Origin of the sequence: Bacillus cereus group sp. BfR-BA-01524 (assembly GCF_022662595.1) — a bacterium.
In the GTDB taxonomy this organism is placed as follows: domain Bacteria; phylum Bacillota; class Bacilli; order Bacillales; family Bacillaceae_G; genus Bacillus_A; species Bacillus_A thuringiensis_S.
Map to the genome: position 1 here is coordinate 1 of NZ_JAKUDW010000090.1, position 21,184 is coordinate 21,184.

Sequence of the window (21,184 nt, forward strand, 5' to 3'; positions counted from 1 at the left end):
GAAACCAAAAATACAAGGAGGTTAACAAGATGAAAAAATCTAAACTAACTTTCATTTTATATGTTGTCTGTATTAGTGCCTTACTCGGTTCCTTCACTCAAAATATTTACACACCTATCTTACCGATGATTCAAAATTCTTTTCACACTTCTCTTTATCTTGTAAATGTAACAGTTTCACTTTTCACATTCGTTCTTGCAATTATGCAGCTCGTATATGGACCTTTAATTGATACAAAAGGGAGAAAATCTGTCCTTATCCCTAGTTTAGTCATTAGTACAATTGGTTCAATCGGATGTGCTTTTTCGGCAAACATTTATTTATTTCTCTTTTTTAGAGCTGTTCAAGCTATAGGAATAGCGGCTATACCTGTAGTTTCAGCAACGATTATCGGCGATTTATTTGAAGGAAAAGAACGCGGAGAAGCAATGAGCCTTTATCAAATGTTACTTGCTCTCGCACCTGCAATGGCTCCTCTCATAGGTGGTTATCTTGGCAGTATAAATGGTCACTTATCTGTATTTCTCTTTTTATCTACACTTGGCATTATCTTATTAATTATAAACATTTCACTACTTCCAGAAACAAAGCCAAATGTAATTAAGCAGTCTAAAGCACAAAAGAATTACTGGCTTATTTTAAAAAATAAAACTGGGTTTTCTATTACTCTTATTGGCTTCATTCAATTTTGTATTTACTTTTGCTTTCTCGTTTTTTTACCGAACATTTTAACAAATTCATTTCATCTAGCTGCAAGTGAAATTGGTCTTATGTTTGTACCAATGTCTCTTTCTATCATGCTAGGAAGTTTTTGCTACAAGTTTTTTCCAAAACACCTCACAACAAAGCAAGCTTTATTTATTACGAGTTTCTTCAATATTATATGTGTCGTTTTATTCTCTTTCACATATAGCATCAATATCCCATTCATCATTATCGTTACATCTTTGTACGGTTTTAGTATGGGACTTTCTATGCCAACTCACACTACTTTATTAACAGAAGAATTCGTGCAAGAACGTGCAACAGCTATCGGTATGTACAACTTCATCCGCTATCTCGGTATGAGCACAGGGCCACTTCTAGGTGGATTTCTTTTATTTAACCAAAATTACTTTTGGATTTTCTTCCTAGGCGCAATTATGTTTTTACTTGTAATCTTATATGCAATGAAAATGCTAAGTTTTCATGCTGTACAAAAAGTAAAATAGAGCCCCCAAAAAGGTCGGCTCTATTTTACCCTCTTTGATCCGCAACAATATGAATATCAATATACTTTGTTTGTCTCATAATTTCATTTACAATAGAGCCTTTTCGTATTTCTTCCCACCTTGTTCTAGCCGATTGTCCAAGTAAAATTTGCGTTACCTGTAATCTTTTTGCGGCTTCAATAATAACATCTGCTGGCTTTCTTCCTTTCGCCTCTTCTAATACAAAACTCGCATCAAATTGATTCGTTAACGATTTCCACTCTTCAATTGTTTGTTTTTTACCTGCTGAAAGAGAATCTATATTTTCCCTCTCAACGTTTAATACGTACAATTCAGCATTTAACCGATCAGCCATGCGCCATCCCCGTCGTATTAATTTCTCCGCTGTTGAACTGTATTGTACACAAACAAGAATTTTTTCTTTTACGCCAATCGGTTCTATTACTGTTTGGCTAATTTTCTCGTCCATATCATCTGCCACTTCACGAAGTGATAATTCCCTAAGTGCTCCTAAATTATTAAGCGTAAAGAAATTTTGTAAACTTTGCTGAATTTTTTCTTCTTTATATATCTTTCCGTCTATTAGTCTCTTCCTTAATACCTCGGGCGTTGCATCAACGAGCTGAATTTCATTTGCTTTTTGTAAAATAAAATCTGGAATTCGTTCTCTTACTTTTACATTCGTAATTTGAGCTACAATATCATGAACACTTTCTAAATGTTGAATATTAAAAGCTGATAATACCGATATACCAGCCTCTAACAATTCCTGCACATCCATATAACGTTTCTTATGTTTAGAACCAGGAACATTACTATGCGCAAGTTCATCCACTACGACTACTTGCGGCGCACGTTTTATAATTCCTTCCACATCGAGTTCATAAAATACCTTTCCTTTATACTGTATTTCTTTCAAAGGAACTTTCTCTAAATCAGCAATTGCTTCTTCTGTTTCTTTTCTCCCGTGCGTTTCAATTAAACCAATTACAATATCAATTCCATCTTTTTTCATTTCTCTTGCATCAAAGAGCATTTTATAACTTTTTCCTACGCCTGGAGCTGCTCCTACATATAGCTTTAACTTTCCCCGATTTTGTTGCCGAATATATTCTAAATATTCCTCTGGCGTTCGCCTTTGAAACTTCGGTTCATAATCATCTGCATACAAAATAAACACTACCTTTCATTCGAAACAACGCTACCTCAATCCGTTAGATTGAGGTAGCACTATTACTATTTCATTAATTTCTGTAATGCTAAATTTAGCTTTAAGACATTCACTCGATCTTCTCCAAATAAACCAAGTGCAGCACCTTCTGTTTGATCTTTAATCAATTGATCAAGTTTTTCTTTCGGAATATTCGTTAATTTTGAGATACGATCCACCTGCACAGAGGCCGCCTTCGGACTAATATCAGGATCAAGCCCTGAACCTGAATTTGTCACTAAATCTATCGGTACTTCTGTAACTGGAACAGCTGGATTTTTTTCCTTCCAGTCCACAATACTTTTCTCTACTCGTTTTGCTAAATCTGGATTAGATGGTGCATAGTTATTTGAACCAGATGCTTCAGCCTTATATTCAATACTAGAAACACGCCCTTGAAAATAACGTGGATCCGTGAAGTTTTGCCCGATTAATTTAGAACCAATCACTTCATTTTTATCATTATATATTAGACTTCCATCCGCATTATCCTTCATCACGGCTTGTGCAATACCAGTAACAATAAGTGGGTATACAAGTCCACACAACACTAGAAATGTAAAAGTAATACGGATAATTGGTGATAGTATACTTTGTTTCTTCTCCATCTTTTTCCCCTCTTCCTTATATGAACAAGCCGACAATTATATCAATTACCTTAATTCCAATGAATGGAACAATCACTCCGCCAAGTCCATAAATAAGTAAGTTTCGGCTAAGCAATGCATTAGAACTCATCGGTTTATATGCGATACCTTTCATCGCTAACGGAATGAGTAGTGGAATAATAACAGCGTTAAATATTAATGCTGATAAAATCGCTGACAGTGGTGATGTTAACTTCATTATGTTTAGTGCTTCCATTTGCGGAATCGCAAGTGTAAACATTGCTGGAATAATTGCAAAATATTTCGCTATATCATTCGCAATACTAAATGTCGTCAACGCACCACGTGTCATTAACAATTGCTTACCAATTCCTACAACCTCAATAATTTTCGTTGGATTCGAGTCTAAATCAATCATATTTGCTGCTTCTTTCGCAGCTGTCGTACCACTATTCATCGCTAATCCAACGTCAGCCTGTGCTAATGCCGGAGCATCATTTGTACCATCACCTGTCATCGCTACAAGTTTCCCTTTATCTTGCTCTGCTTTAATAACCGCAATTTTATCTTCTGGTTTACACTCGGCAACGAATTCATCTACCCCTGCTTCTTTTGCAATCGTTGCTGCTGTTAACGGATTATCACCTGTACACATGACCGTTTTAATCCCCATTTGGCGCAACTGTTCAAAACGCTCACGCATACCCGGTTTTACTGTATCCTTTAAATAAATTAAACCGTAAATACGATTATCTACTGCAACTACAAGTGGTGTTCCGCCCTCTTTTGAAATTAAGTCTGCTTTTTGATTTACATCTTTCGGAATTGTTCCACCTTGTGACCCAACCCATTCAATAACGGCACCGACAGCACCTTTTCTCACTTTCGTTCCGTCTTGTAAATCAACACCACTCATTCTCGTTTCTGCTTTAAACGGAACAAACTCCCCTTGTTCTGCAAGTTCTCTATTATATGATATAGATTTTCCCTGCACATACTCGATAACAGATCGACCTTCTGGCGTTTCATCTAAAACAGAACTAATAGCGGCCCACTTTCCAACTTGCTCAATCGTTTCATTTCCTACAGGCAATAATGTATGAGCCATCCGGTTTCCAAAAGTAATTGTACCTGTTTTATCTAAAATAATTGTATTAATATCGCCCGCAGCTTCTACTGCTTTCCCTGACATCGCTAGCACGTTAAATTTTGTCACCCGGTCCATCCCAGCAATACCAATCGCTGATAGCAAACCACCAATTGTCGTTGGAATTAAACATACTAACAACGCTACGAGTACAGCTGTATCAATTTGAAAACCTAAATAATTTGTAAAAATCGGCAACGTCACAACGACGATCAAGAAAATAAGAGTTAAGCTCGTTAATACTGTATTTAAAGCAATTTCATTTGGCGTTTTTTGACGAGCAGCTCCTTCTACTAAAGAAATCATTTTGTCGATAAATGATTCACCAGGATTACTCGTAATGACAATTGTAATTTCATCACTTACGACCATCGTTCCACCTGTTACGGAACAAAAATCACCCCCTGCTTCTTTTATAACAGGAGCTGATTCCCCTGTAATTGCAGATTCATCTACAGATGCTAATCCTTTGATTACTTCGCCATCATTCGGAATCATTTCTCCTTGTTTTACGATAACAACGTCACCTTTTCTAAGATCAGTTGCTGAAACTTGGACAATGTCTCCATTTTCTTTTACAACATTTGCAAACACATCTTTCTTCGACTGCTTTAAAGAATCGGCTTGCGCTTTACCACGACCCTCTGCTAATGCTTCTGCAAAATTCGCAAATAAAACTGTAAATAATAGAATGAGAGAAACTGTTATATTAAACCATCCTGGTATACTACTAGAACTGCTTGAAAGAAAAGATAAAATGAACGTAATGATAAACCCAATTTCCACAACGAACATAATCGGATTCTTTATCATGACTTTCGGATTCAATTTCGCAACGGATTGTTTCATCGCATGTGTTACGATATCACGATCCATCGTTTTCGCTTGTCTAACTTCATCTTCTACAGCATGTATTTGTGACTTATTTAATTGTTTTTCTTTTACTACTACCGGTCTCATCATGTACCCTCCATTACTTCAATGTAAGAAATTCTGCAATTGGACCAAGTACTAACATTGGGAAGAATGTTAACGCTCCGACAATTACAATCGTTCCGATGAAAATGCCACCAAATAAACTATTATCTGTACGGAACGTTCCGACTGTTTCTGGCACTACCGTTTTTTCTTTTAGAGCAGCTGCAACAGCTAGCATCGTAATTAAACTGAAGTAACGTCCTAAAAACATAACTAAACCAGTCGTAATATTCCAAAACGGTGTATTATCTCCTAATCCTTCAAATCCAGATCCGTTATTCGCAGCTGACGATGTATACTCATATACAACTTGCGTTAAACCGTGGAAACCAGAATGAGAAATAGCATCCGTCCCTAAATTTGTTGAAAGAGCTAATGCCGAAAATCCTAAAATGAGCAATGGATGAAATAAAATCGTGACCGCGATTAATTTCATTTCCTTACCTTCAATCTTTTTACCTAAAAACTCTGGTGTCCGTCCAACCATTAACCCAGATATAAACACCGCGATAATTGCATACATAATAATATTTACAAAGCCTGCTCCAACGCCGCCATACACTGTATTTAACATCATATTTACAAGTGGAACTAGACCGCCAATTGGTGTTAACGTATCATGCATTGTATTAACAGCACCAGTTTCAGCAGCTGTCGTTACTGTTGCGTATAGTGAAGAAAATACTGTTCCAAATCGTACTTCTTTCCCTTCTGTACTTCCTTGTACATGTTCGATACCCATTCCATTTAATGCCGGATTCCCGTTTAGTTCAGATGTCGTAATCGTTATAAATCCTAGTAAAAACACCATAAATAGTGACACGAAAAGGATGCGACCTTGTTTTTTATTTCCAACCATTCGTCCGTACGTAAATGGAAGTGCTGTTGGTAATAACATCATAAGCATCATTTGCAAAATATTACTCATTTGTCCTGGATTTTCGAAAGGATGCGTAGAGTTTGCTCCGAAAAATCCACCGCCGTTATTCCCAAGTTCCTTAATGGAAACGAATGATGCAACAGGTCCACGTAAAATACTTTGCTTTGCACCTTCAATCGTTTGTGCTGTAACCGCCCCATCTAACGTTTGTGGTACACCAAGTGCGACAAAAACTAGTGCCGCAATAAATGCGATAGGAAGAAACACTCTCGTTAACGCTCTCGTAAAATCAACGAAAAAGTTACCAAGTTCTTTTCCAGCAAGTCCTCTTATAAAAGCCATAACGAGCGCTAATGTCGTTGCTGGTGCCGCAAACATTAAAAATGTAATTCCGATTAATTGTGATAAATAAGATAAACCATTTTCACCGCTATAATGCTGTAAGTTTGTATCAGCCATAAAACTAATTGCTGTATTAAAAGCGAGCGTAGGCTCCATCCCTTCAATATGCGCTGGATTTAGTGGCAGCACACCTTGTAATCTGAAAATGAAGTATACGACAACGATCATAAATCCATTTAATAAAACTAATGATAATGCGTACTGTTTCCACGTTTGATTGTATGCTTTTACACCCGTAATTTTAAAAATAAGTTTTTCAAAAGGCCCGAATACTTTATCTAACGTTTTGCTACCTTGAAAAGCTTTTTCTAAATAAATCCCCGTTGGCTTTGCTACTAAAATAAACAAGAGCATTGTAATAATGACTGCAACCCAAATCATAATGAATGATTCCCCCTAATTAAAACTTCTCTGGATTTAATAATGCATACACTAAATACACTGTAATTGCTGCGACAATAACCGATAAGACAATCATCATGATTGCTTTCCTTCTTTCACAACTTTATCTGACCAACTTGCAAGACTTGCCATCGATGCAACTAATAAAATAAAAATCCCGACCATTACAACATCTAACATAACTATCCCTCTCTTCTTTTTTGTAAAAATTTACCATCAAAATATTAAAAAAGAACACTGAGCTCTACTCAGTGTTCAAAAAATGAACAACAAAAAGTAAACCTCCTCTCTAAACGCTTACGAGGTTAGCTGTCGGATTCGGGCCTAAAGAGTAGCCCTACTTTCAAACCTGAAAGATTCACCCCAAGTGACGATGCACAAAATTGGTTCCCCCGCTCCATTTCTGGAACTCAGCGATTTTAGGTTTTTTTGGAAATTTTATGAATGATTTATGAGAGTAAATATACTCCTCTATATTTCACTTGTAAAGGGGTAAATTTCTAAAAATAATAATATTTACATTCATTTAAACGCTTACATTGAAGATTATTACTATTATTTCATCTATTTTCTTTATTTCTCTTCTCTTTTCTTAAAAATGACCTTTTAAATATGAAATAAAAAGAGCGAATGACATGAAGTGCATAGCTTGTTGCACTCAGCATTCGCTCTTTTTTATTCAACCTTTATTCTCCTCGTAAAAATGCACGTAAATTTCTCCCACGAATATAAACTTGTGTCAATTCTGCATGTAGCTGCTCATACTCGGTAATATCCATCTCTAAATACAAAGCATCTTTTGACGGTAATATAATATATGGCCCGGGAAAAAGGGGATCAATCTGAACCAATTCTTGAACTCGCTCTACCGATACTGCCCAACGATTTGCTATATCTCCAAGTAATAGTACCTTCATCATTTCTTCCCCCGCCCTATTCAAAAAATAAAAAAGAAATATTATCACAATTTGTAAACACGACAAACTTAGCTCCAATTGTTTCATAGAGCCTCGCTGGATATCGTTTATTCCTTGTAACAACAGTAATAGGTGCTTGAAAAGAAAAACGAATGTGTTCTGTGAAGAAACTAACGATTGGAAGCTCATCCCCTAGTAAAATCACCTTCTTAATGCACTCACAAATACTAGTAAAATCCTGCTCCTTACTACAACTATAAGTCCAATCAAACCCACAATTCCTAACTTCAGCCGCTACCTCTTCATTTGCTGTAAAAATAATTAACTCATGCTGAAATGCAACTAGATCTCTTAAACTATTTACCTTACTTTCTTCTCCAACACAAATAAGTGTTAGTTCCATGTACCTCATCCTCCTTAGTATAAAAGAAATCAAACATAGATTGATATTCCCCTATACTAATCAGATCGATGAAGTGATGTATCCATCATGGCACCGTCCTCTCTCAAGACGCTTACGAAGTTAGCTGTCGGATTCGGGCTTTGAGAGTAGCCCTACTTTCAAATTTGAAAGATTCACCCCTAGTGACACTGCACAAATTGGTTCCTCCGCTCCATATAATTGGACTCAGCGTTTACAAAAAAATATATTCTGGCTGATATATTACTCCTGTATTTTGAAAAAGTAAACAGAAAAAAAGCCAGTTATAAAACTGGCTTTTCACTTACCTATACACGCGTTCTATTCACTTTATACGCAAAATGATTCGTCGGTCCATGACCACTACCAATATTCAATGGCTCTTCAATTGCTATACTAATAAATCGTTTTGCTTCTTGAACAGCATCTTCAATTGAGTATCCTTTCGCAAGTCCTGCTGTAACCGCTGAAGCAAATGTACACCCACTTCCGTGCGTTTGCTTTGAAGGAATTCGCTCGCTTCTAAACTCAATAAATTCTTCTCCATCAAAGAGGAAATCAATTACTTCATTACCTTGATATTCTGCATGTCCGCCCTTCATAAGCACATATTTAGCACCTAATTCGTGCAATACTTTTGCAGCTTCCTTACTATCTTCAACATTATGAATCTCCATCCCAGTTAACACTTCTGCTTCTGGAACATTCGGTGTTATAACGGTTGCTACTGGTAATAAATATTCTTTTAATGCATGAACTGCTTCTTGCTGTAATAATGATGCACCGCCTTTTGCGATCATAACGGGATCTAGCACAATATTATTCCAGCCAAATTTTTTAATTTGTTCTGCAACAATTTGAATTATTTCACTACTAAATAACATTCCTAGTTTCACTGCATCTGGTGTTAAATCCGTACCAATTGAATTCAGCTGTTCTGTAATACCTTCTAACGGAACAGGATATACCCCTTGAACGCCAAGCGTGTTTTGAGCAGTAATTGCCGTAATAGCCGTCATTCCGTATACACCAAGCTCTTGGAATGTTTTTAAATCTGCCTGAATTCCAGCACCGCCGCCGCTATCAGATCCTGCAATTGTTAAAGCTTTATTCACTTTCATCCCACTCATCCTTTTCTATCCAAAATAGCGATGATAAATCGTTTTTGCTTCGCTTATATCTTTCGTTCCATGTACGAGCACACGGCCATCTTTAAAGGCGACTAACCTCTTGTCTTCAACAGAAAATGATAATAAATATGGATTTACATTTAAATCATTCACGCGACCTTCCAGCAACTCTTTATATTGTTCAAAATTCATTTCTTCTTTATGAGGTGGTCTAATTTGAACTGTATTTCGCCCGCATAAAACTGCTGTTTTTGATGTGTTCTCTTTATTTAAATACGGATACAATGCATTCTCTCCACATGAAGGACAATTATGTTGGCGAAGCTTTTGTACATTCATACATGAATACTCATTCTTCCACATATCAAACGATACAAGCCCATCTCGAATTGATTCGTAATCTTCTACTAACAGTTTAAGAGCTTCTGTTACTTGATGAGAAACGACAAGAGATACAGCAGGTGATATAATACCCGCTGTATCACATGTTGCCCCGCCAAGCGGAATCGACTGTAATAAACATGATAAACATGGTGTTTTACTAGGAAGGATTGTGTAAGAAAGACCGTAACTACCTACACATGCACCGTAAATCCATGGAATAGAATATTTTTGTGCTATATCATTCACAATAAAGCGTGTTTCGAAATTATCAGTCGCATCAATCATTACATCAACGTTTGTAACAAGTTCTTCTAGCTCTTCAGCTGTTACATCTTGAACGAGAGCTTCTATTGTTACATCGCTATTAATCTCTTCTAAACGTTTTTTAGCCGCTATAGCTTTTGGAAGATTATTCTTTACGTCGCTCTCTGCATACAATTGTTGTCTTTGTAAATTACTCCAATCTACATAATCACGGTCAACAATTGTTATCTTGCCAACACCTGCTCTTACAAACATCTCTGCATTTGCACTACCTAATGCACCTGCACCGATAATAAGCACATGCTTTTCTCTTATCTTTTGCTGTCCTTCTTCTCCAATTGGAGAAAATAGTTCTTGGCGAGAATATCGATTATTCAACTACGCTCATTCCTTCTAAAGGACTACTTGCAGTTGCACAACGCTTACGTGCAATACGACCTGCTTCAAATCCTAAACGGCCTGCTTCAATACTTAATTTCATTGCCTGCGCCATTTTAATAGGATCTTTCGCTCCTGATACAGCTGTATTTAATAACACGCCATCTGCTCCTAATTCCATTGCAAATGCCGCATCAGCTGGGCTACCAATACCGGCATCGATGATAACTGGTACTGTCGCTTGTTCAATAATGAAGCTCAAATTTAATGGATTTACAATACCAAGTCCTGATCCGATTGGAGATGCTCCTGGCATAATCGCATGCACGCCAAGCTCTTGTAATTTACGTGCTAATACAACATCATCAGATGTGTACGGAAGTACGATAAATCCTTCTTCCAGTAACATTTCAGATGCCTTTAACGTTTCTACCGGATCCGGTAATAACGTTCTATCATCACCAATAACTTCTACCTTTATCATGTCACAAAGCCCAGACGCTTTTGCTAATTTTGCAATGCGAACAGCCTCTTCAGCGTTTTTTGCCCCTGCGGTATTTGGTAATAACGTATATTTTTTCACATCAAGTTTCTCTAATAAATTAGGTTGCTTTGCATCAAAGATATCCATACGACGTACCGCAAACGTTAAAATTTCAGCTTCAGAAACGTCAATTGCCTTTTGCTGTACGTCAAAATCAGGGAATTTACCTGTTCCTAATAAAAGTCTAGAATGAAATGAAAATGGTCCAATGTTTAACATAATCAACCGCCTCCTACGAAAGTTACAATCTCAATTTGGTCTCCATCAAAAACAGATGTATCTGTATGATCATCTTTTTGTAAAATATCTTTATTACGCTCTACTACAACAATTCTGTTATCTAGTTCTAAATGTGTAAGTAGCTCAGCTACTGTTTTTACACTCGCTGGCACTTCAAGTTGGTTACCATTAATTTTTAACTTCAAACTTCCATCCCCTTTCTAAACTCTTCTAGAAAGCAATGAATCTAGCAAATGATTTTCTTGCTTTCCTTCTATTAAATCAGCCATATACTGACCAGAAACAGGACTTAATAAAATACCGTTTCGATAATGCCCAGTACAAGCATATAAACCTTTTATTTCTTCATGCTCTCCCATATAAGGAGCTTCATGATTCGATTGTGGTCTTAATCCTGCCCATGTACTTTCCCATTCTGCTTCTTTTAAAGCTGGCAATATTGTATAAGCACGCTCCAATATAGAAGTTATACTTTCTGGCTGCACAGTTTTATTGAACGTATGGGGCTTCATTGTTGCCCCAATTACGTAACGCCCACCGCGCTTTGGAGCAATGTAAAATCTTTCTTGAAAAATAGGTGCTTTTAAAAGCTGTTTTCTACTCTTTACCGCAACCACTTCTCCTTTAACTGGATATGTACCCCAATCGCGGTGAAAATAACTGAGTAATTTCGTGCTCCATGAACCTCCTGCAATAACGACTTTCTCACATGTGACAATACCTTCGCTCGTAAAAATTCCGGTCACTTTATTATTTTCAATACGAATATCAAACACTTCTGTCTGTTCATATATATCAGCACCTGACATTGCCGCAGAATGTGCGAATGCTTTCGTAAGCTCTGGTGCAATAACATGACCGTCTTTCGGATAATATACTGCTCCTATAATGGATTCGGATAGATACAGCTCTTTTTCCCGCACATGGTCTCCCGTTAGAAAGTAGGAATCTTCACCTGTTTTTTGCTGCCAATCCATAATGTGAAGAATTCTTTCCTTCTCATCTTCATTTTGAGCAATACGATAAATTCCTTTTTCTTCATATCCAATATCAATACCCGTCTTTTCACGTAAAACTGCTGCAAGTTGTGGAAATATAGCTCGGCTTTCTCTAGCAAGTTCAAATAGCGGATCATACGCATCCCATTCTGCTTGAACACCAAGTAAACCAGCAGCTGCTTTCGAAGCTTCCGATGCAATTCTTTGCTTCTCTACAATCGCTACTTTATGTCCTCTTTCTGCTAGAAAATGTGCAACTGAACTACCAATTACACCACCACCAATAATCGCTACATCATACTTCTCACACATGTTTTTCCGCCCACTTTCTTATTGATTCCTTATAAGATTTAGCTTTGCTATACGGGTTACTACTACTTACTATTCCAGACATAACTGCTATACCGCTTACACCGTTAGTAAGGACATCCACTGTGTTTTCTGGAGTAATTCCTCCAATTGCTGTAATCGGTATAGATAAACACCTTGCAATGTCTGAAATTTCTTCAAGCCCTCTCGCTGGCACACCTTTTTTACAATCTGTCGGAAATACATGACCATAAACGAGTGAATCCGCTCCATTTTTAAATGCTACTATCGCTTCATCTAGCGAATGCACAGAATAACCGACATGCAAATACGAAAACTTTTCTTTCACTGACTTTACATCTGTGCTTCGATACCCTAGTTGAACACGAGGAATATTTAATAAAATTGCAATATCAATTCGATCATTTATGACAATTTTAGAAGCCGGAAAGCCTTCCATTAAAAGACTTTCCACACCTTCATATAACTCCTTCGTACTCTTCTCACGCTCACGAATATGCAAATAATCAATCTCACTCTCAATTTGCATCGCTACATTCACTAACTCTTCGAATGGCATATGGCCATTTGAGATTACGTGGAGCTCATTTTTCATATCCATTCGCCTACTTTAAAATATTTTCGAATAGTTCATCGGCTGGGACAGTTTCTTTCGTCATTCCTTTGTCCTTCAGCCATTTATTTTGTTTCTCCCAAGATTCTTTTGAATCTGATAAAAATGGCTCATCTTTCGTTTCCATCTTCTCTAATAAAATTTTCATACTTTCCTTTTCAACTTCTGGCACAAGTGGGAAGTTTTCTTTTTCTTGATGATTTAATAAAATATTCAATGCTTCATCTGGGTTTTTCTTCATGAAATCATAGCCTTTTTTCGTACCACGTAAGAAAGCTTGCAACGCTTCTTTATCTTTTTTCAACGTTTTATCACCTGTTACAAACACAAGCTCATGATAGTTCGGTACTCCGTAATCAGCTGGATTAAAGTAAGCTGGTTCATGGCCTTCATGACGCATAACCGGTACTTCATGATTAATGTATGCCCCTGTTACCGCATCCACTTTTTTCGTAATTAAGGCTGGTACTAAATCAAATCCAACATCAACTACTTTCACTGTATCAGGATTACCACCAGCTTCTTTTACCATCGTTTTTAAATACATCTCACTTAAAGGTGTTCCAGAATATCCTACTGTTTTTCCTTCTAAATCTTTCGGTGATTGAATGCCCGCTGATTTCAGCGATACGACATGATTTAATGGCGAACGTACGACAGCCCCAATTGATTTCACTGGAATTTGCTCATTTGCTCTTGCCATAACAACATCTGGCTGATAATACAAGCCAACTGTCACCTTCCCTGCTGCTGCCAATGTTAATGGATCAGTCGGATTAGAAGGGAATTTAATATTTACCTTTACACCTTCTTCTTTAAAGTATCCTTTTTCAATTGCTGCATAAATAAAGCTATGTACCGCATTTGGATACCAATCTAACATGACTGTTATTTCTTTCTCTTTTTTACTTTTGTCTGATGCTGAATTACTCGAACATCCTGCAATCATTGCAATTAATAATGTAAACACAAAGATGCGCTTTAAAAATTTCATGAATGCTTCCTCCAACTAATGAATTTCTTTTCTAATATGGAAATAAGTACGACGAAGAAAATAGCTAATAATGATAACAATACAATGGGTGCAAATACGCCAGCTCCATCTAACTGCGTCATCATTCTCTTACTGAAATATCCAAGTCCAGCTTGTGCACCGAGCCATTCTCCAATTGCTGCTCCGATAACACTAAGCGGAACTGCAATTTTTAAAGCTGAGAAAAAATAAGGAAGAGCAGACGGCAACTTTAGTTTAAGAAAAATATCTCTTTTCGTTGCTCCATATGTAACTAAGAGCTCCTCCCATTCTTTTTTCGTACTACGCAGTCCATCATATGTATTGACCGCAATCGGGAAGAACGTAATTAAAACTGTGACAACAACCTTACTCCAGATTGTGTATCCAAACCATAAAACAAATAACGGAGCAAGCGCAGTAATCGGAATCGTTTGTGAAGCAACTAATAATGGATAAAATGCTCTTTCCATCCATGTACTCGCATTCATTAACATCGCTAGCCCTACACCTAATACGATAGAAATCACAACACCTATTAAAACGACATATAACGTTGCAGGTAAATGAACCGTAAATAATATGTCTTTTAGTTTCCATATCTTCATTACAATCGCAGACGGTGACGGTAAAATGTACATCTCATCTACAATTCTTGCTCCTATTTCCCACACAGCAAGTAAAATACTAGAAAGTGTAATAGCAGGAACTAATTCTTTCAATCGGTTCATCACACAAGTACCTGCCTTTGTAACATACTAAGAAGCTCATCTTTCAGCGCTAACACTTCCGGTTTATATAAATCTTTTCGTGTTCTGTTATGATCAAGCGGTACAATCCGCTCAGTCAAAGTCGTTATCGGCTGCTGTTCCACTACTAAAACTCGGTTCGAAAGAAATAACGCTTCTTCAACATCATGAGTAATGAATAAAATTGTTTTTTCCCACTCTTGCCATTGTTCAAACAACCATTCTTGTAAAGAGGCCTTCGTTAAAGCATCTAACGCGCTAAACGGTTCATCTAATAACAATATCTCCCCGCCCGTTAATAAAGTTCGGATAAAAGATACGCGTTGCCTCATACCACCAGATAAATCTTTCGGATGTTTTGTCTCATATCCTTGTAAACCAAATTTATATAACAGTTCCTTTGCCTTTACTTGTGCTTCTTTCTTCTGTACACCTTGGCACTCTAGCGGCAAGGCGGCATTCTCAATAATTGTTCTCCACGGCAAAAGCATATCTTTTTGCGGCATATACCCTACAGGATGGTGCTTTGTTTCTGTCAGTTCTATCTGTCCAGTACTTACCTTCTCTAGGCCTGTAATAAGGCGAAATAAAGTACTTTTCCCACATCCACTCGGTCCGATAATACTGACAAACTCTTTCTCATGTATAGAAGCATTTAATTCATGGATGATTGGTTTCTCATCGTAATGAAAAGAAACATTATGAAACTGTAGTATGTTCTTGCTCCTCAAATCCCCACATCTCCTTACGATAGGACATATCCCAGAATAAATATTCAAATCGACTGGAATATAAGAAAATCTCCTCTAATCTATCTAGTTCTTTCTCAGACTTTCCAACTACCATTTCATTTAATAAATCTATTAACCAAATACAAAGATTACCGTATTCTTCCGAACTATATCCTTGAATCCACTCACCAAAAAACTCATGATCTCTTGCTCCAGGAATATCATTTAAACGCTTTCCAATTTCCCAGTAGCTCCACATACAAGGAAGAAGCGCTGCTATTAATTCCGCAAGTGTGCCATTTTGAGATACAGACATCATGTAATTTGTATAAGCTAAATTTTTAGCAGATGGTTTCGCAGACTCTATCTCCTCTATAGAAATTCCAAGTCTTTTTGCATATTGTTTATGGATTGTCATTTCGCCATTTAATATTCCATCAATTTGTTCAGCGAACTTTCCCATTACTTGTGGATTCGTTGCTTTTACAACACCAATCGCATATAACTTTGCATAATCTAGCAGATATAAATAATCTTGAATAATATAATACTGGAATTTATCTTTTTCTAACGTGCCATCTCCCATACCCACTACAAACGGATGATTATGACTCATCTCCCAAACTGGTTGCACAGTTTCTAATAATCTATCGCAAAATTTCATTTCTCTATCCCCTTTCAATATATGTATCTAAATAAAAAACCACTTCTATATATAAGAAGTGGTTACAGCAAATAAAATTATACATTTATTCGATGTTCCACTTCCCTTCGCTAGTATTACCTAGATCAGGTGTTATAAGGGTTAAGGATTATTCCTCTCTCAGCAAATCAAGCACCCCTAGTGGTTTCAATATGAAATTTTCAAATAAAAAAGCCCCGTTTCTATACGCAAAGAAACGGGGACTCATTGTTAGTGTCCGAATTGCTTCCCTACGCTAGCATAATCTAGATCAGGTAATAAAAAGGATCAAAGGCTTACGGCCTACTCTCAGCTGGCAACACCAGCTCTCCTAGCAAACTATAAAATTATCACTGTCAGTATAACACCCTAATAAGACATCATCAACTGTTTTAATTTTCTTAATTATCAACAAAATATTGAAGTTATAAAATACATACATTCTATTTTAGAAAATAAAACCCCAATTAATTGTATAAAAATGAATCATTATCCTCAAAAAATTTATTTTTATATTGATTTCATATTACATTTATGTGAATACACCCACTATATTATATCTTTATACTATAATAAAATTACAACTATACAACTAGAGGAGGTCTCTATTCCATGAATATGAAAGCTACTGCTTTAACAGCAACTACTGTAGCGATTGCTTCTTTACTTCCTTCTATGGGTGAAACAAATGTACAAAAAGCAAACGCTGAACAATTATCTAATATTAAAACTGGGTATGTCAAAGTCGATCAAGTAGCATTACATACAAAAGATAACGTAAAAAGCACATCAATTGATACAATTCGCTTTAATACAAAAGTGAACATCCTTGAAACAACTAATGGTTGGTATAAAGTATCTGTTCATAATAAAGTAGGTTATGTACAAAAAGATGCTATTTTACTAAAAAACAAACTTCAATCTAATGATCAATACATCGTCAATGCTAATGCATTAAACGTTCGCTCTGAACCTAATTTAGAATCTTCCATTTTAGATGTATTACCAAATGGCAAGTTCATTACCGTTCAAGAAGATCAAGGCGAATGGTATAAAATATCACACAATGGCCAAACAGGTTACGTACAAAAAGCATTCGTTTCTAATGGTTCACAGCCCTTAGTAAAAGGAATCACCGTTCAAAATAATACAAAATATACTGTTGCAACACCTAATCTGAATGTACGTAGCAACACTAGTACAAGTAGCGCTCTACTCGGTTCATTACAAAACGGTACACAAGTACAAGTAGTAGAAACTGTAGGAACTTGGTATAAAATTCGTTTTGGCACAGGATACGGATATGTAGCAAAACACTATGTAGTACAAAATCAACCACAAGCTAAAACAGAGCAACCTTCATCTATTCCAGCTGCTTTCAAATTCCCTGCTCAAGGAAGAATTAGCTCAACCTTTGATATACGCTGGGAACAAATGCATTATGGTATAGATATTGCCGCTCCAGGGAACGTCTCTATCCAAGCTGCTGCTGCAGGTAAAGTTGTGAAATCTTATTATTCAGCTAGCTATGGAAATGTTGTGTTCATTGCGCATCAAATCAATGGGAAATTATATACAACTGTTTATGCCCATATGAAGGATCGCACTGTACAAACTGGTGATCAAGTACAAACTGGACAATTAGTAGGTCATATGGGAAACACAGGTCATTCATACGGGCAACATCTTCATTTTGAATTACATAATGGGGAATGGAATTTTGAAAAAACAAATGCAGTAAATCCACTGCCATATTTAGTTAGGTAAATTGTATGCCACGCAATATACCTCTTATAATTGAATACGTAGCCTTTTTAGGTTTAATCTGTTGTTTAATCATTTACAATACAAACATTGTATTTTTATCTATTATTATTGCTTTTGTTGCATTAGAAATTATGATGGAATCATTTCAAGTACAACTAAAACAAAAAATTGCCCATATTTATAATGCTATTTTTCTTTTGAGTGCTCTCATAACAAATATAATTAGTAATGGCTTTTATTTATCTACTGTATTTCCAGTATTCTTTATGGCTGTTTTGTTATTTGTAGCTAGATATATTAATGTCCCTTATAACCAAAAACAAAAACAAGAAGCTTAGAAAGAGGAGACACTGTGTACCAATCTTTCAAAGATACTCCAATAAAATACATATTGAATTTGTATGAAAAAGCTAATACTTTTTTTGGTATACAAGGAAGTTACACTGCACAACTTCTCCTATATGGAATGTTGTTTCTTGTCTTAATCACTTTCTCCTTGTTTTACTAACAAAAAAGGATCTCACATAAACCGGAGATCCTTTTTAATTTATATTAATTTTTCATATCGAAAATATTGTTTATCCACAAGCATATTTTTCATAAATAAAGCTCAGATTATATTTTTTCTCTAAGCTCATTCGTTGTTCATCATCGCACCAATAGAAAAGAATATCATGAATCGTTGCGTAACGCTTATTTTTAAGAAATAGCCTAAAGAATGATGGTAAACAATCATGTAATTGTATAAATATATAATTGCGTAGTGTTTCTTCTTTATATTCAATGCCCTTACAAATATACAGTAACTCTTCACAATAATATGCATGCTGTGGAACTTGTATCATTTCGAAAAATGGCACATAAGATAGTAGCTTTCCAATAAAATGACCATATCGATCCATTACTCCTATCGTCATATGCTCCATCATTTCTTTCATCACATATAAATAATCATCTACATGAGTTGTCTTTAACGGGTCTAAGCGATCGGAAATTTGAGATAATACAGCTCTTTGACATGCTAAAACTGCCTGACTAGGCCCATAATATGATAGGAAATCTGTACACTTGCGATATTTCCGTAATAAATCATGTGTATATAAATCATATACAAAAGTATTACAATACATTGCTAAACTCATCATATCACTATTTAATTGCTCTTTTGATAATGATTTTGCTCTCTTGCACATATAAAAGAATGTAAATTCCAATACTTCTTTATGAGATAATAAATGTTTACAATCTGTTATACATTTTTCATTAAATTTAACTCTATCCCAAATTTTAATATCTCTATCTGTCAATTCGCCGATACGATATTTAATAATTAAATAGTTTAAAGCAACTGATTGCGTCAAAAGATCCCATGTTTCATATTCCAATGAAGTATGAACAAACTCAGCTAATCCTTGTGCTATCATAAAAGCATTTGCTTCTTCATACCAACCAATCTCTTGGCATAAGCGAAGAATACGCACTAAAGTTGGAATTTCATCTTTATGAAACTGCGGTAAATTCTTTACTTTATTCATGCCATATACAATAAATGCGGCTAAATTTTCTTCTTTATAAAATTCTTTCTCTTTCCATACTAATATAGTTCGTTCTTTCCCCTCACCTTTTGGGTGACAAGGTACAAGCAAAGAAAATAATTCAGCGAAATTATTTGGTTCTATATATGTATCTGTAACCAAATTCCAATTTGGATCGCCCTGTACAGCCTTCATATAATTCCCCTTCCCTTTCATCTATGTAGGAAATATTAAGTTATTATCGCACCATTAAAAATTAATATTGTTATATTCAAAATCTCTCATAATACTTATATCTATCAGTATATCATCTTTTCTCTTATTAAAAATTAAGAATAACAAATTTTAAAAAACTGTCGAAATTATTAACCATATACTTATTATATAATGTCTCAGATACATCACGCTAACATATTAGTTTAATCCATATATGCTAGAATAATGCATCTGAATTTTATATATAGTTTAGCTCTTTATGAGTAACCATTAAAATCTCGGTTAATTAAAGTTTCAATTTACTCTGTACGCTCTGAAATTTCGCTCAAGGCAAATCCAGCTTGATCATCTGCCGATTCCCTTATAGCTAAATCTCCTAGTGCTAACATACCAATCAGCTGACCACTATCAACTACTGGTAACCGTCTAATTTGATACTGTGCCATTAGCTCTGTAGCTTTTTCAATAGGATCATTTGGAGAAACTGAGATAATATTTGTTGTCATTACATTTGTAATTTTATTAGATCCAGGATGTTTTTCAGCAATCCCTCGAACAACTAAATCTCGATCAGTAACAAGCCCAACAACTTGCTCATTTTCAACAACAGGAATTAATCCAACCGATTCTTCCTTCATTTTTACAGCTGCCTCGTATACATTGTCTAGCGGTGTACAATGTACAATATGGGTACTCATTAAGTCTCTAACTCGTGTCATTATTTATTTCCTCCTTTTTATACATACCATAGCTTTTCCAAAATCCCTTTATTTATTTCTGGAAAGTAACATGATAAAAAGGATCAACAAAATAAAAAAGAGCCAGCATAATGCTGACTCTTTTTTGTATGACCCGTACGGGATTCGAACCCGTGTTACCGCCGTGAAAGGGCGGTGTCTTAACCACTTGACCAACGGGCCATGGCTCCGCAGGTAGGACTCGAACCTACGACCGATCGGTTAACAGCCGATAGCTCTACCACTGAGCTACTGCGGAATAATATATGGTGGGCCTAAATGGACTCGAACCATCGACCTCACGCTTATCAGGCGTGCGCTCTAACCAGCTGAGCTATAGGCCCATATACTTTACAGGGGCAGTAGGAATCGAACCCACACTGGAGGTTTTGGAGACCTCAGTTCTACCTTTAAACTATGCCCCTAAATGATGCCGGCTAGAGGACTTGAACCCCCAACCTACTGATTACAAGTCAGTTGCTCTACCAATTGAGCTAAGCCGGCATAAAAAAAATGGTGGCTCGGGACGGAATCGAACCGCCGACACGAGGATTTTCAGTCCTCTGCTCTACCGACTGAGCTACCGAGCCAACATAAATGGCGGTCCCGACCGGGGTCGAACCGGCGATCTCCTGCGTGACAGGCAGGCATGTTAACCACTACACCACGGGACCATTTGGTTGCGGGGACAGGATTTG

At 36.3% G+C, this 21,184-nt stretch carries 24 protein-coding genes, 7 tRNA genes and 4 riboswitches; of the genes, 3 read left to right on the forward strand and 28 right to left on the reverse strand.

All coding sequences use genetic code 11. The features are described from left to right. Positions 1–29 precede the first annotated feature (29 nt). Positions 30–1,211, forward strand: coding sequence for an MFS transporter (locus tag MR170_RS24020; protein ID WP_242309621.1), 1,182 nt, complete (start codon positions 30–32; stop codon positions 1,209–1,211). A 25-nt stretch (positions 1,212–1,236) separates the two neighbouring features. Here MR170_RS24020 and kdpDN read toward each other — a convergent pair whose 3' ends face one another. The 19 genes from kdpDN to tenA all read right to left on the reverse strand — a co-directional run bounded on the left by kdpDN (position 1,237) and on the right by tenA (position 16,213). Continuing rightward, positions 1,237–2,391, reverse strand: a complete 1,155-nt coding sequence (kdpDN, locus tag MR170_RS24025) for a KdpD-like non-kinase potassium sensor (RefSeq protein WP_080681700.1) — start codon at positions 2,389–2,391, stop codon at positions 1,237–1,239. 56 nt (positions 2,392–2,447) lie between these two features. Further along, a complete protein-coding gene (kdpC, locus tag MR170_RS24030) occupies positions 2,448–3,029 on the reverse strand; it encodes a K(+)-transporting ATPase subunit C (protein ID WP_016082790.1) in 582 nt (193 codons plus the stop codon). Positions 3,030–3,045: 16 nt separating this feature from the next. Continuing rightward, entirely contained in the window at positions 3,046–5,136 is a 2,091-nt protein-coding gene (gene kdpB, locus MR170_RS24035; RefSeq protein WP_242309623.1) for a potassium-transporting ATPase subunit KdpB, read from the reverse strand. 13 nt (positions 5,137–5,149) lie between these two features. After that, a complete protein-coding gene (gene kdpA, locus MR170_RS24040) occupies positions 5,150–6,817 on the reverse strand; it encodes a potassium-transporting ATPase subunit KdpA (protein WP_242309625.1) in 1,668 nt (555 codons plus the stop codon). Between the two features lie 19 nt (positions 6,818–6,836). Then, positions 6,837–6,917: a K(+)-transporting ATPase subunit F gene (kdpF, locus tag MR170_RS24045; protein ID WP_000973728.1), complete on the reverse strand. Its 81-nt coding sequence runs from the start codon at positions 6,915–6,917 to the stop codon at positions 6,837–6,839. Beyond that, positions 6,914–7,018 carry a SipW-dependent-type signal peptide-containing protein gene (locus MR170_RS24050; protein ID WP_000887894.1) on the reverse strand — a complete coding sequence of 35 codons (105 nt, stop codon included), beginning with the start codon at positions 7,016–7,018 and terminating at the stop codon, positions 6,914–6,916. Before MR170_RS24050 ends, kdpF begins: the two co-directional genes overlap by 4 nt. Before the next feature lie 100 nt (positions 7,019–7,118). Continuing rightward, positions 7,119–7,264: riboswitch (cyclic di-AMP (ydaO/yuaA leader) on the reverse strand. Positions 7,265–7,398: 134 nt separating this feature from the next. Beyond that, positions 7,399–7,521 carry a hypothetical protein gene (locus tag MR170_RS32315; protein ID WP_001034421.1) on the reverse strand — a complete coding sequence of 41 codons (123 nt, stop codon included), beginning with the start codon at positions 7,519–7,521 and terminating at the stop codon, positions 7,399–7,401. Positions 7,522–7,524: 3 nt separating this feature from the next. Continuing rightward, complete coding sequence (locus MR170_RS24055; protein WP_002025339.1) at positions 7,525–7,758, reverse strand: hypothetical protein; 234 nt, start codon at positions 7,756–7,758, stop codon at positions 7,525–7,527. Between the two features lie 13 nt (positions 7,759–7,771). Further along, positions 7,772–8,158, reverse strand: coding sequence for a hypothetical protein (locus tag MR170_RS24060; RefSeq protein WP_029441656.1), 387 nt, complete (start codon positions 8,156–8,158; stop codon positions 7,772–7,774). Positions 8,159–8,251: 93 nt separating this feature from the next. Further along, a riboswitch (cyclic di-AMP (ydaO/yuaA leader) is annotated at positions 8,252–8,399 on the reverse strand. 85 nt (positions 8,400–8,484) lie between these two features. After that, positions 8,485–9,297: a bifunctional hydroxymethylpyrimidine kinase/phosphomethylpyrimidine kinase gene (gene thiD / locus MR170_RS24065; RefSeq protein ID WP_029441655.1), complete on the reverse strand. Its 813-nt coding sequence runs from the start codon at positions 9,295–9,297 to the stop codon at positions 8,485–8,487. 15 nt (positions 9,298–9,312) lie between these two features. Then, entirely contained in the window at positions 9,313–10,332 is a 1,020-nt protein-coding gene (gene thiF / locus MR170_RS24070) for a thiazole biosynthesis adenylyltransferase ThiF (RefSeq protein WP_242309627.1), read from the reverse strand. Further along, entirely contained in the window at positions 10,325–11,095 is a 771-nt protein-coding gene (thiG, locus tag MR170_RS24075) for a thiazole synthase (RefSeq protein WP_043936747.1), read from the reverse strand. The genes thiF and thiG overlap by 8 nt, the downstream gene beginning before the upstream one ends. A 2-nt stretch (positions 11,096–11,097) precedes the next feature. Continuing rightward, on the reverse strand, positions 11,098–11,301 hold the full coding sequence (gene thiS, locus MR170_RS24080; RefSeq protein ID WP_016082796.1) for a sulfur carrier protein ThiS: 204 nt from the start codon (positions 11,299–11,301) through the stop codon (positions 11,098–11,100). 15 nt (positions 11,302–11,316) lie between these two features. Next, positions 11,317–12,426, reverse strand: a complete 1,110-nt coding sequence (thiO, locus tag MR170_RS24085; protein WP_242309629.1) for a glycine oxidase ThiO — start codon at positions 12,424–12,426, stop codon at positions 11,317–11,319. Continuing rightward, complete coding sequence (gene tenI, locus MR170_RS24090) at positions 12,419–13,039, reverse strand: thiazole tautomerase TenI (protein ID WP_000787170.1); 621 nt, start codon at positions 13,037–13,039, stop codon at positions 12,419–12,421. The genes thiO and tenI overlap by 8 nt, the downstream gene beginning before the upstream one ends. Before the next feature lie 10 nt (positions 13,040–13,049). Continuing rightward, a complete protein-coding gene (locus MR170_RS24095) occupies positions 13,050–14,051 on the reverse strand; it encodes an ABC transporter substrate-binding protein (protein WP_000670421.1) in 1,002 nt (333 codons plus the stop codon). After that, positions 14,048–14,800, reverse strand: coding sequence for an ABC transporter permease (locus MR170_RS24100; RefSeq protein ID WP_001080857.1), 753 nt, complete (start codon positions 14,798–14,800; stop codon positions 14,048–14,050). Before MR170_RS24100 ends, MR170_RS24095 begins: the two co-directional genes overlap by 4 nt. After that, complete coding sequence (locus MR170_RS24105) at positions 14,800–15,549, reverse strand: ABC transporter ATP-binding protein (protein WP_088115703.1); 750 nt, start codon at positions 15,547–15,549, stop codon at positions 14,800–14,802. The genes MR170_RS24100 and MR170_RS24105 overlap by 1 nt, the downstream gene beginning before the upstream one ends. Continuing rightward, entirely contained in the window at positions 15,518–16,213 is a 696-nt protein-coding gene (gene tenA / locus MR170_RS24110) for a thiaminase II (RefSeq protein WP_048558007.1), read from the reverse strand. Before tenA ends, MR170_RS24105 begins: the two co-directional genes overlap by 32 nt. 85 nt (positions 16,214–16,298) lie before the next feature. Then, a riboswitch (TPP riboswitch) is annotated at positions 16,299–16,402 on the reverse strand. Positions 16,403–16,462: 60 nt separating this feature from the next. Continuing rightward, positions 16,463–16,574, reverse strand: a riboswitch (TPP riboswitch). 269 nt (positions 16,575–16,843) lie between these two features. Here tenA and MR170_RS24115 point away from each other — a divergent pair. Then, positions 16,844–17,998, forward strand: a complete 1,155-nt coding sequence (locus tag MR170_RS24115; RefSeq protein ID WP_016082799.1) for an SH3 domain-containing protein — start codon at positions 16,844–16,846, stop codon at positions 17,996–17,998. A 5-nt stretch (positions 17,999–18,003) separates the two neighbouring features. Next, entirely contained in the window at positions 18,004–18,336 is a 333-nt protein-coding gene (locus MR170_RS24120) for a hypothetical protein (protein ID WP_001137823.1), read from the forward strand. Between the two features lie 240 nt (positions 18,337–18,576). Here the strand turns inward: MR170_RS24120 and MR170_RS24125 are convergent, their stop codons facing one another. The 9 genes from MR170_RS24125 to MR170_RS24165 all read right to left on the reverse strand — a co-directional run bounded on the left by MR170_RS24125 (position 18,577) and on the right by MR170_RS24165 (position 21,160). After that, a complete protein-coding gene (locus MR170_RS24125; protein ID WP_029441651.1) occupies positions 18,577–19,728 on the reverse strand; it encodes a DUF3965 domain-containing protein in 1,152 nt (383 codons plus the stop codon). A 320-nt stretch (positions 19,729–20,048) separates the two neighbouring features. After that, positions 20,049–20,468, reverse strand: coding sequence for a CBS domain-containing protein (locus MR170_RS24130; protein ID WP_016082802.1), 420 nt, complete (start codon positions 20,466–20,468; stop codon positions 20,049–20,051). 129 nt (positions 20,469–20,597) lie between these two features. After that, positions 20,598–20,669, reverse strand: a tRNA-Glu gene (locus tag MR170_RS24135). Position 20,670: 1 nt separating this feature from the next. Continuing rightward, positions 20,671–20,745, reverse strand: a tRNA-Asn gene (locus MR170_RS24140). Between the two features lie 8 nt (positions 20,746–20,753). Further along, a tRNA-Ile gene (locus MR170_RS24145) sits at positions 20,754–20,830 on the reverse strand. A gap of 10 nt (positions 20,831–20,840) precedes the next feature. Then, positions 20,841–20,911 (reverse strand) — tRNA-Trp (locus tag MR170_RS24150). A gap of 6 nt (positions 20,912–20,917) precedes the next feature. Further along, positions 20,918–20,990 (reverse strand) — tRNA-Thr (locus tag MR170_RS24155). A 10-nt stretch (positions 20,991–21,000) separates the two neighbouring features. Then, positions 21,001–21,076: transfer RNA gene (locus MR170_RS24160), tRNA-Phe, on the reverse strand. 8 nt (positions 21,077–21,084) lie between these two features. Then, positions 21,085–21,160, reverse strand: a tRNA-Asp gene (locus MR170_RS24165). Between the last annotated feature and the right edge of the window lie 24 nt (positions 21,161–21,184).

Excerpts from the sequence above, each read along its gene's own strand:
- thiG (WP_043936747.1), bottom strand. The coding sequence starts at position 11,095 with ATGTTAAACATTGGACCATTTTCATTTCATTCTAGACTTTTATTAGGA.
- MR170_RS24115 (WP_016082799.1), top strand. The coding sequence starts at position 16,844 with ATGAATATGAAAGCTACTGCTTTAACAGCAACTACTGTAGCGATTGCT.
- kdpC (WP_016082790.1), bottom strand. The coding sequence starts at position 3,029 with ATGGAGAAGAAACAAAGTATACTATCACCAATTATCCGTATTACTTTT.
- kdpA (WP_242309625.1), bottom strand. The coding sequence starts at position 6,817 with ATGATTTGGGTTGCAGTCATTATTACAATGCTCTTGTTTATTTTAGTA.
- kdpF (WP_000973728.1), bottom strand. The coding sequence starts at position 6,917 with ATGATGATTGTCTTATCGGTTATTGTCGCAGCAATTACAGTGTATTTA.
- MR170_RS24055 (WP_002025339.1), bottom strand. The coding sequence starts at position 7,758 with ATGATGAAGGTACTATTACTTGGAGATATAGCAAATCGTTGGGCAGTA.
- MR170_RS24060 (WP_029441656.1), bottom strand. The coding sequence starts at position 8,158 with ATGGAACTAACACTTATTTGTGTTGGAGAAGAAAGTAAGGTAAATAGT.
- MR170_RS24120 (WP_001137823.1), top strand. The coding sequence starts at position 18,004 with ATGCCACGCAATATACCTCTTATAATTGAATACGTAGCCTTTTTAGGT.
- MR170_RS24050 (WP_000887894.1), bottom strand. The coding sequence starts at position 7,018 with ATGTTAGATGTTGTAATGGTCGGGATTTTTATTTTATTAGTTGCATCG.
- MR170_RS24125 (WP_029441651.1), bottom strand. The coding sequence starts at position 19,728 with ATGAAGGCTGTACAGGGCGATCCAAATTGGAATTTGGTTACAGATACA.
- tenA (WP_048558007.1), bottom strand. The coding sequence starts at position 16,213 with ATGAAATTTTGCGATAGATTATTAGAAACTGTGCAACCAGTTTGGGAG.
- tenI (WP_000787170.1), bottom strand. The coding sequence starts at position 13,039 with ATGAAAAATGAGCTCCACGTAATCTCAAATGGCCATATGCCATTCGAA.
- MR170_RS24100 (WP_001080857.1), bottom strand. The coding sequence starts at position 14,800 with ATGAACCGATTGAAAGAATTAGTTCCTGCTATTACACTTTCTAGTATT.
- thiD (WP_029441655.1), bottom strand. The coding sequence starts at position 9,297 with ATGAAAGTGAATAAAGCTTTAACAATTGCAGGATCTGATAGCGGCGGC.
- MR170_RS24020 (WP_242309621.1), top strand. The coding sequence starts at position 30 with ATGAAAAAATCTAAACTAACTTTCATTTTATATGTTGTCTGTATTAGT.
- MR170_RS24095 (WP_000670421.1), bottom strand. The coding sequence starts at position 14,051 with ATGAAATTTTTAAAGCGCATCTTTGTGTTTACATTATTAATTGCAATG.
- MR170_RS24130 (WP_016082802.1), bottom strand. The coding sequence starts at position 20,468 with ATGACACGAGTTAGAGACTTAATGAGTACCCATATTGTACATTGTACA.
- kdpB (WP_242309623.1), bottom strand. The coding sequence starts at position 5,136 with ATGAGACCGGTAGTAGTAAAAGAAAAACAATTAAATAAGTCACAAATA.
- thiO (WP_242309629.1), bottom strand. The coding sequence starts at position 12,426 with ATGTGTGAGAAGTATGATGTAGCGATTATTGGTGGTGGTGTAATTGGT.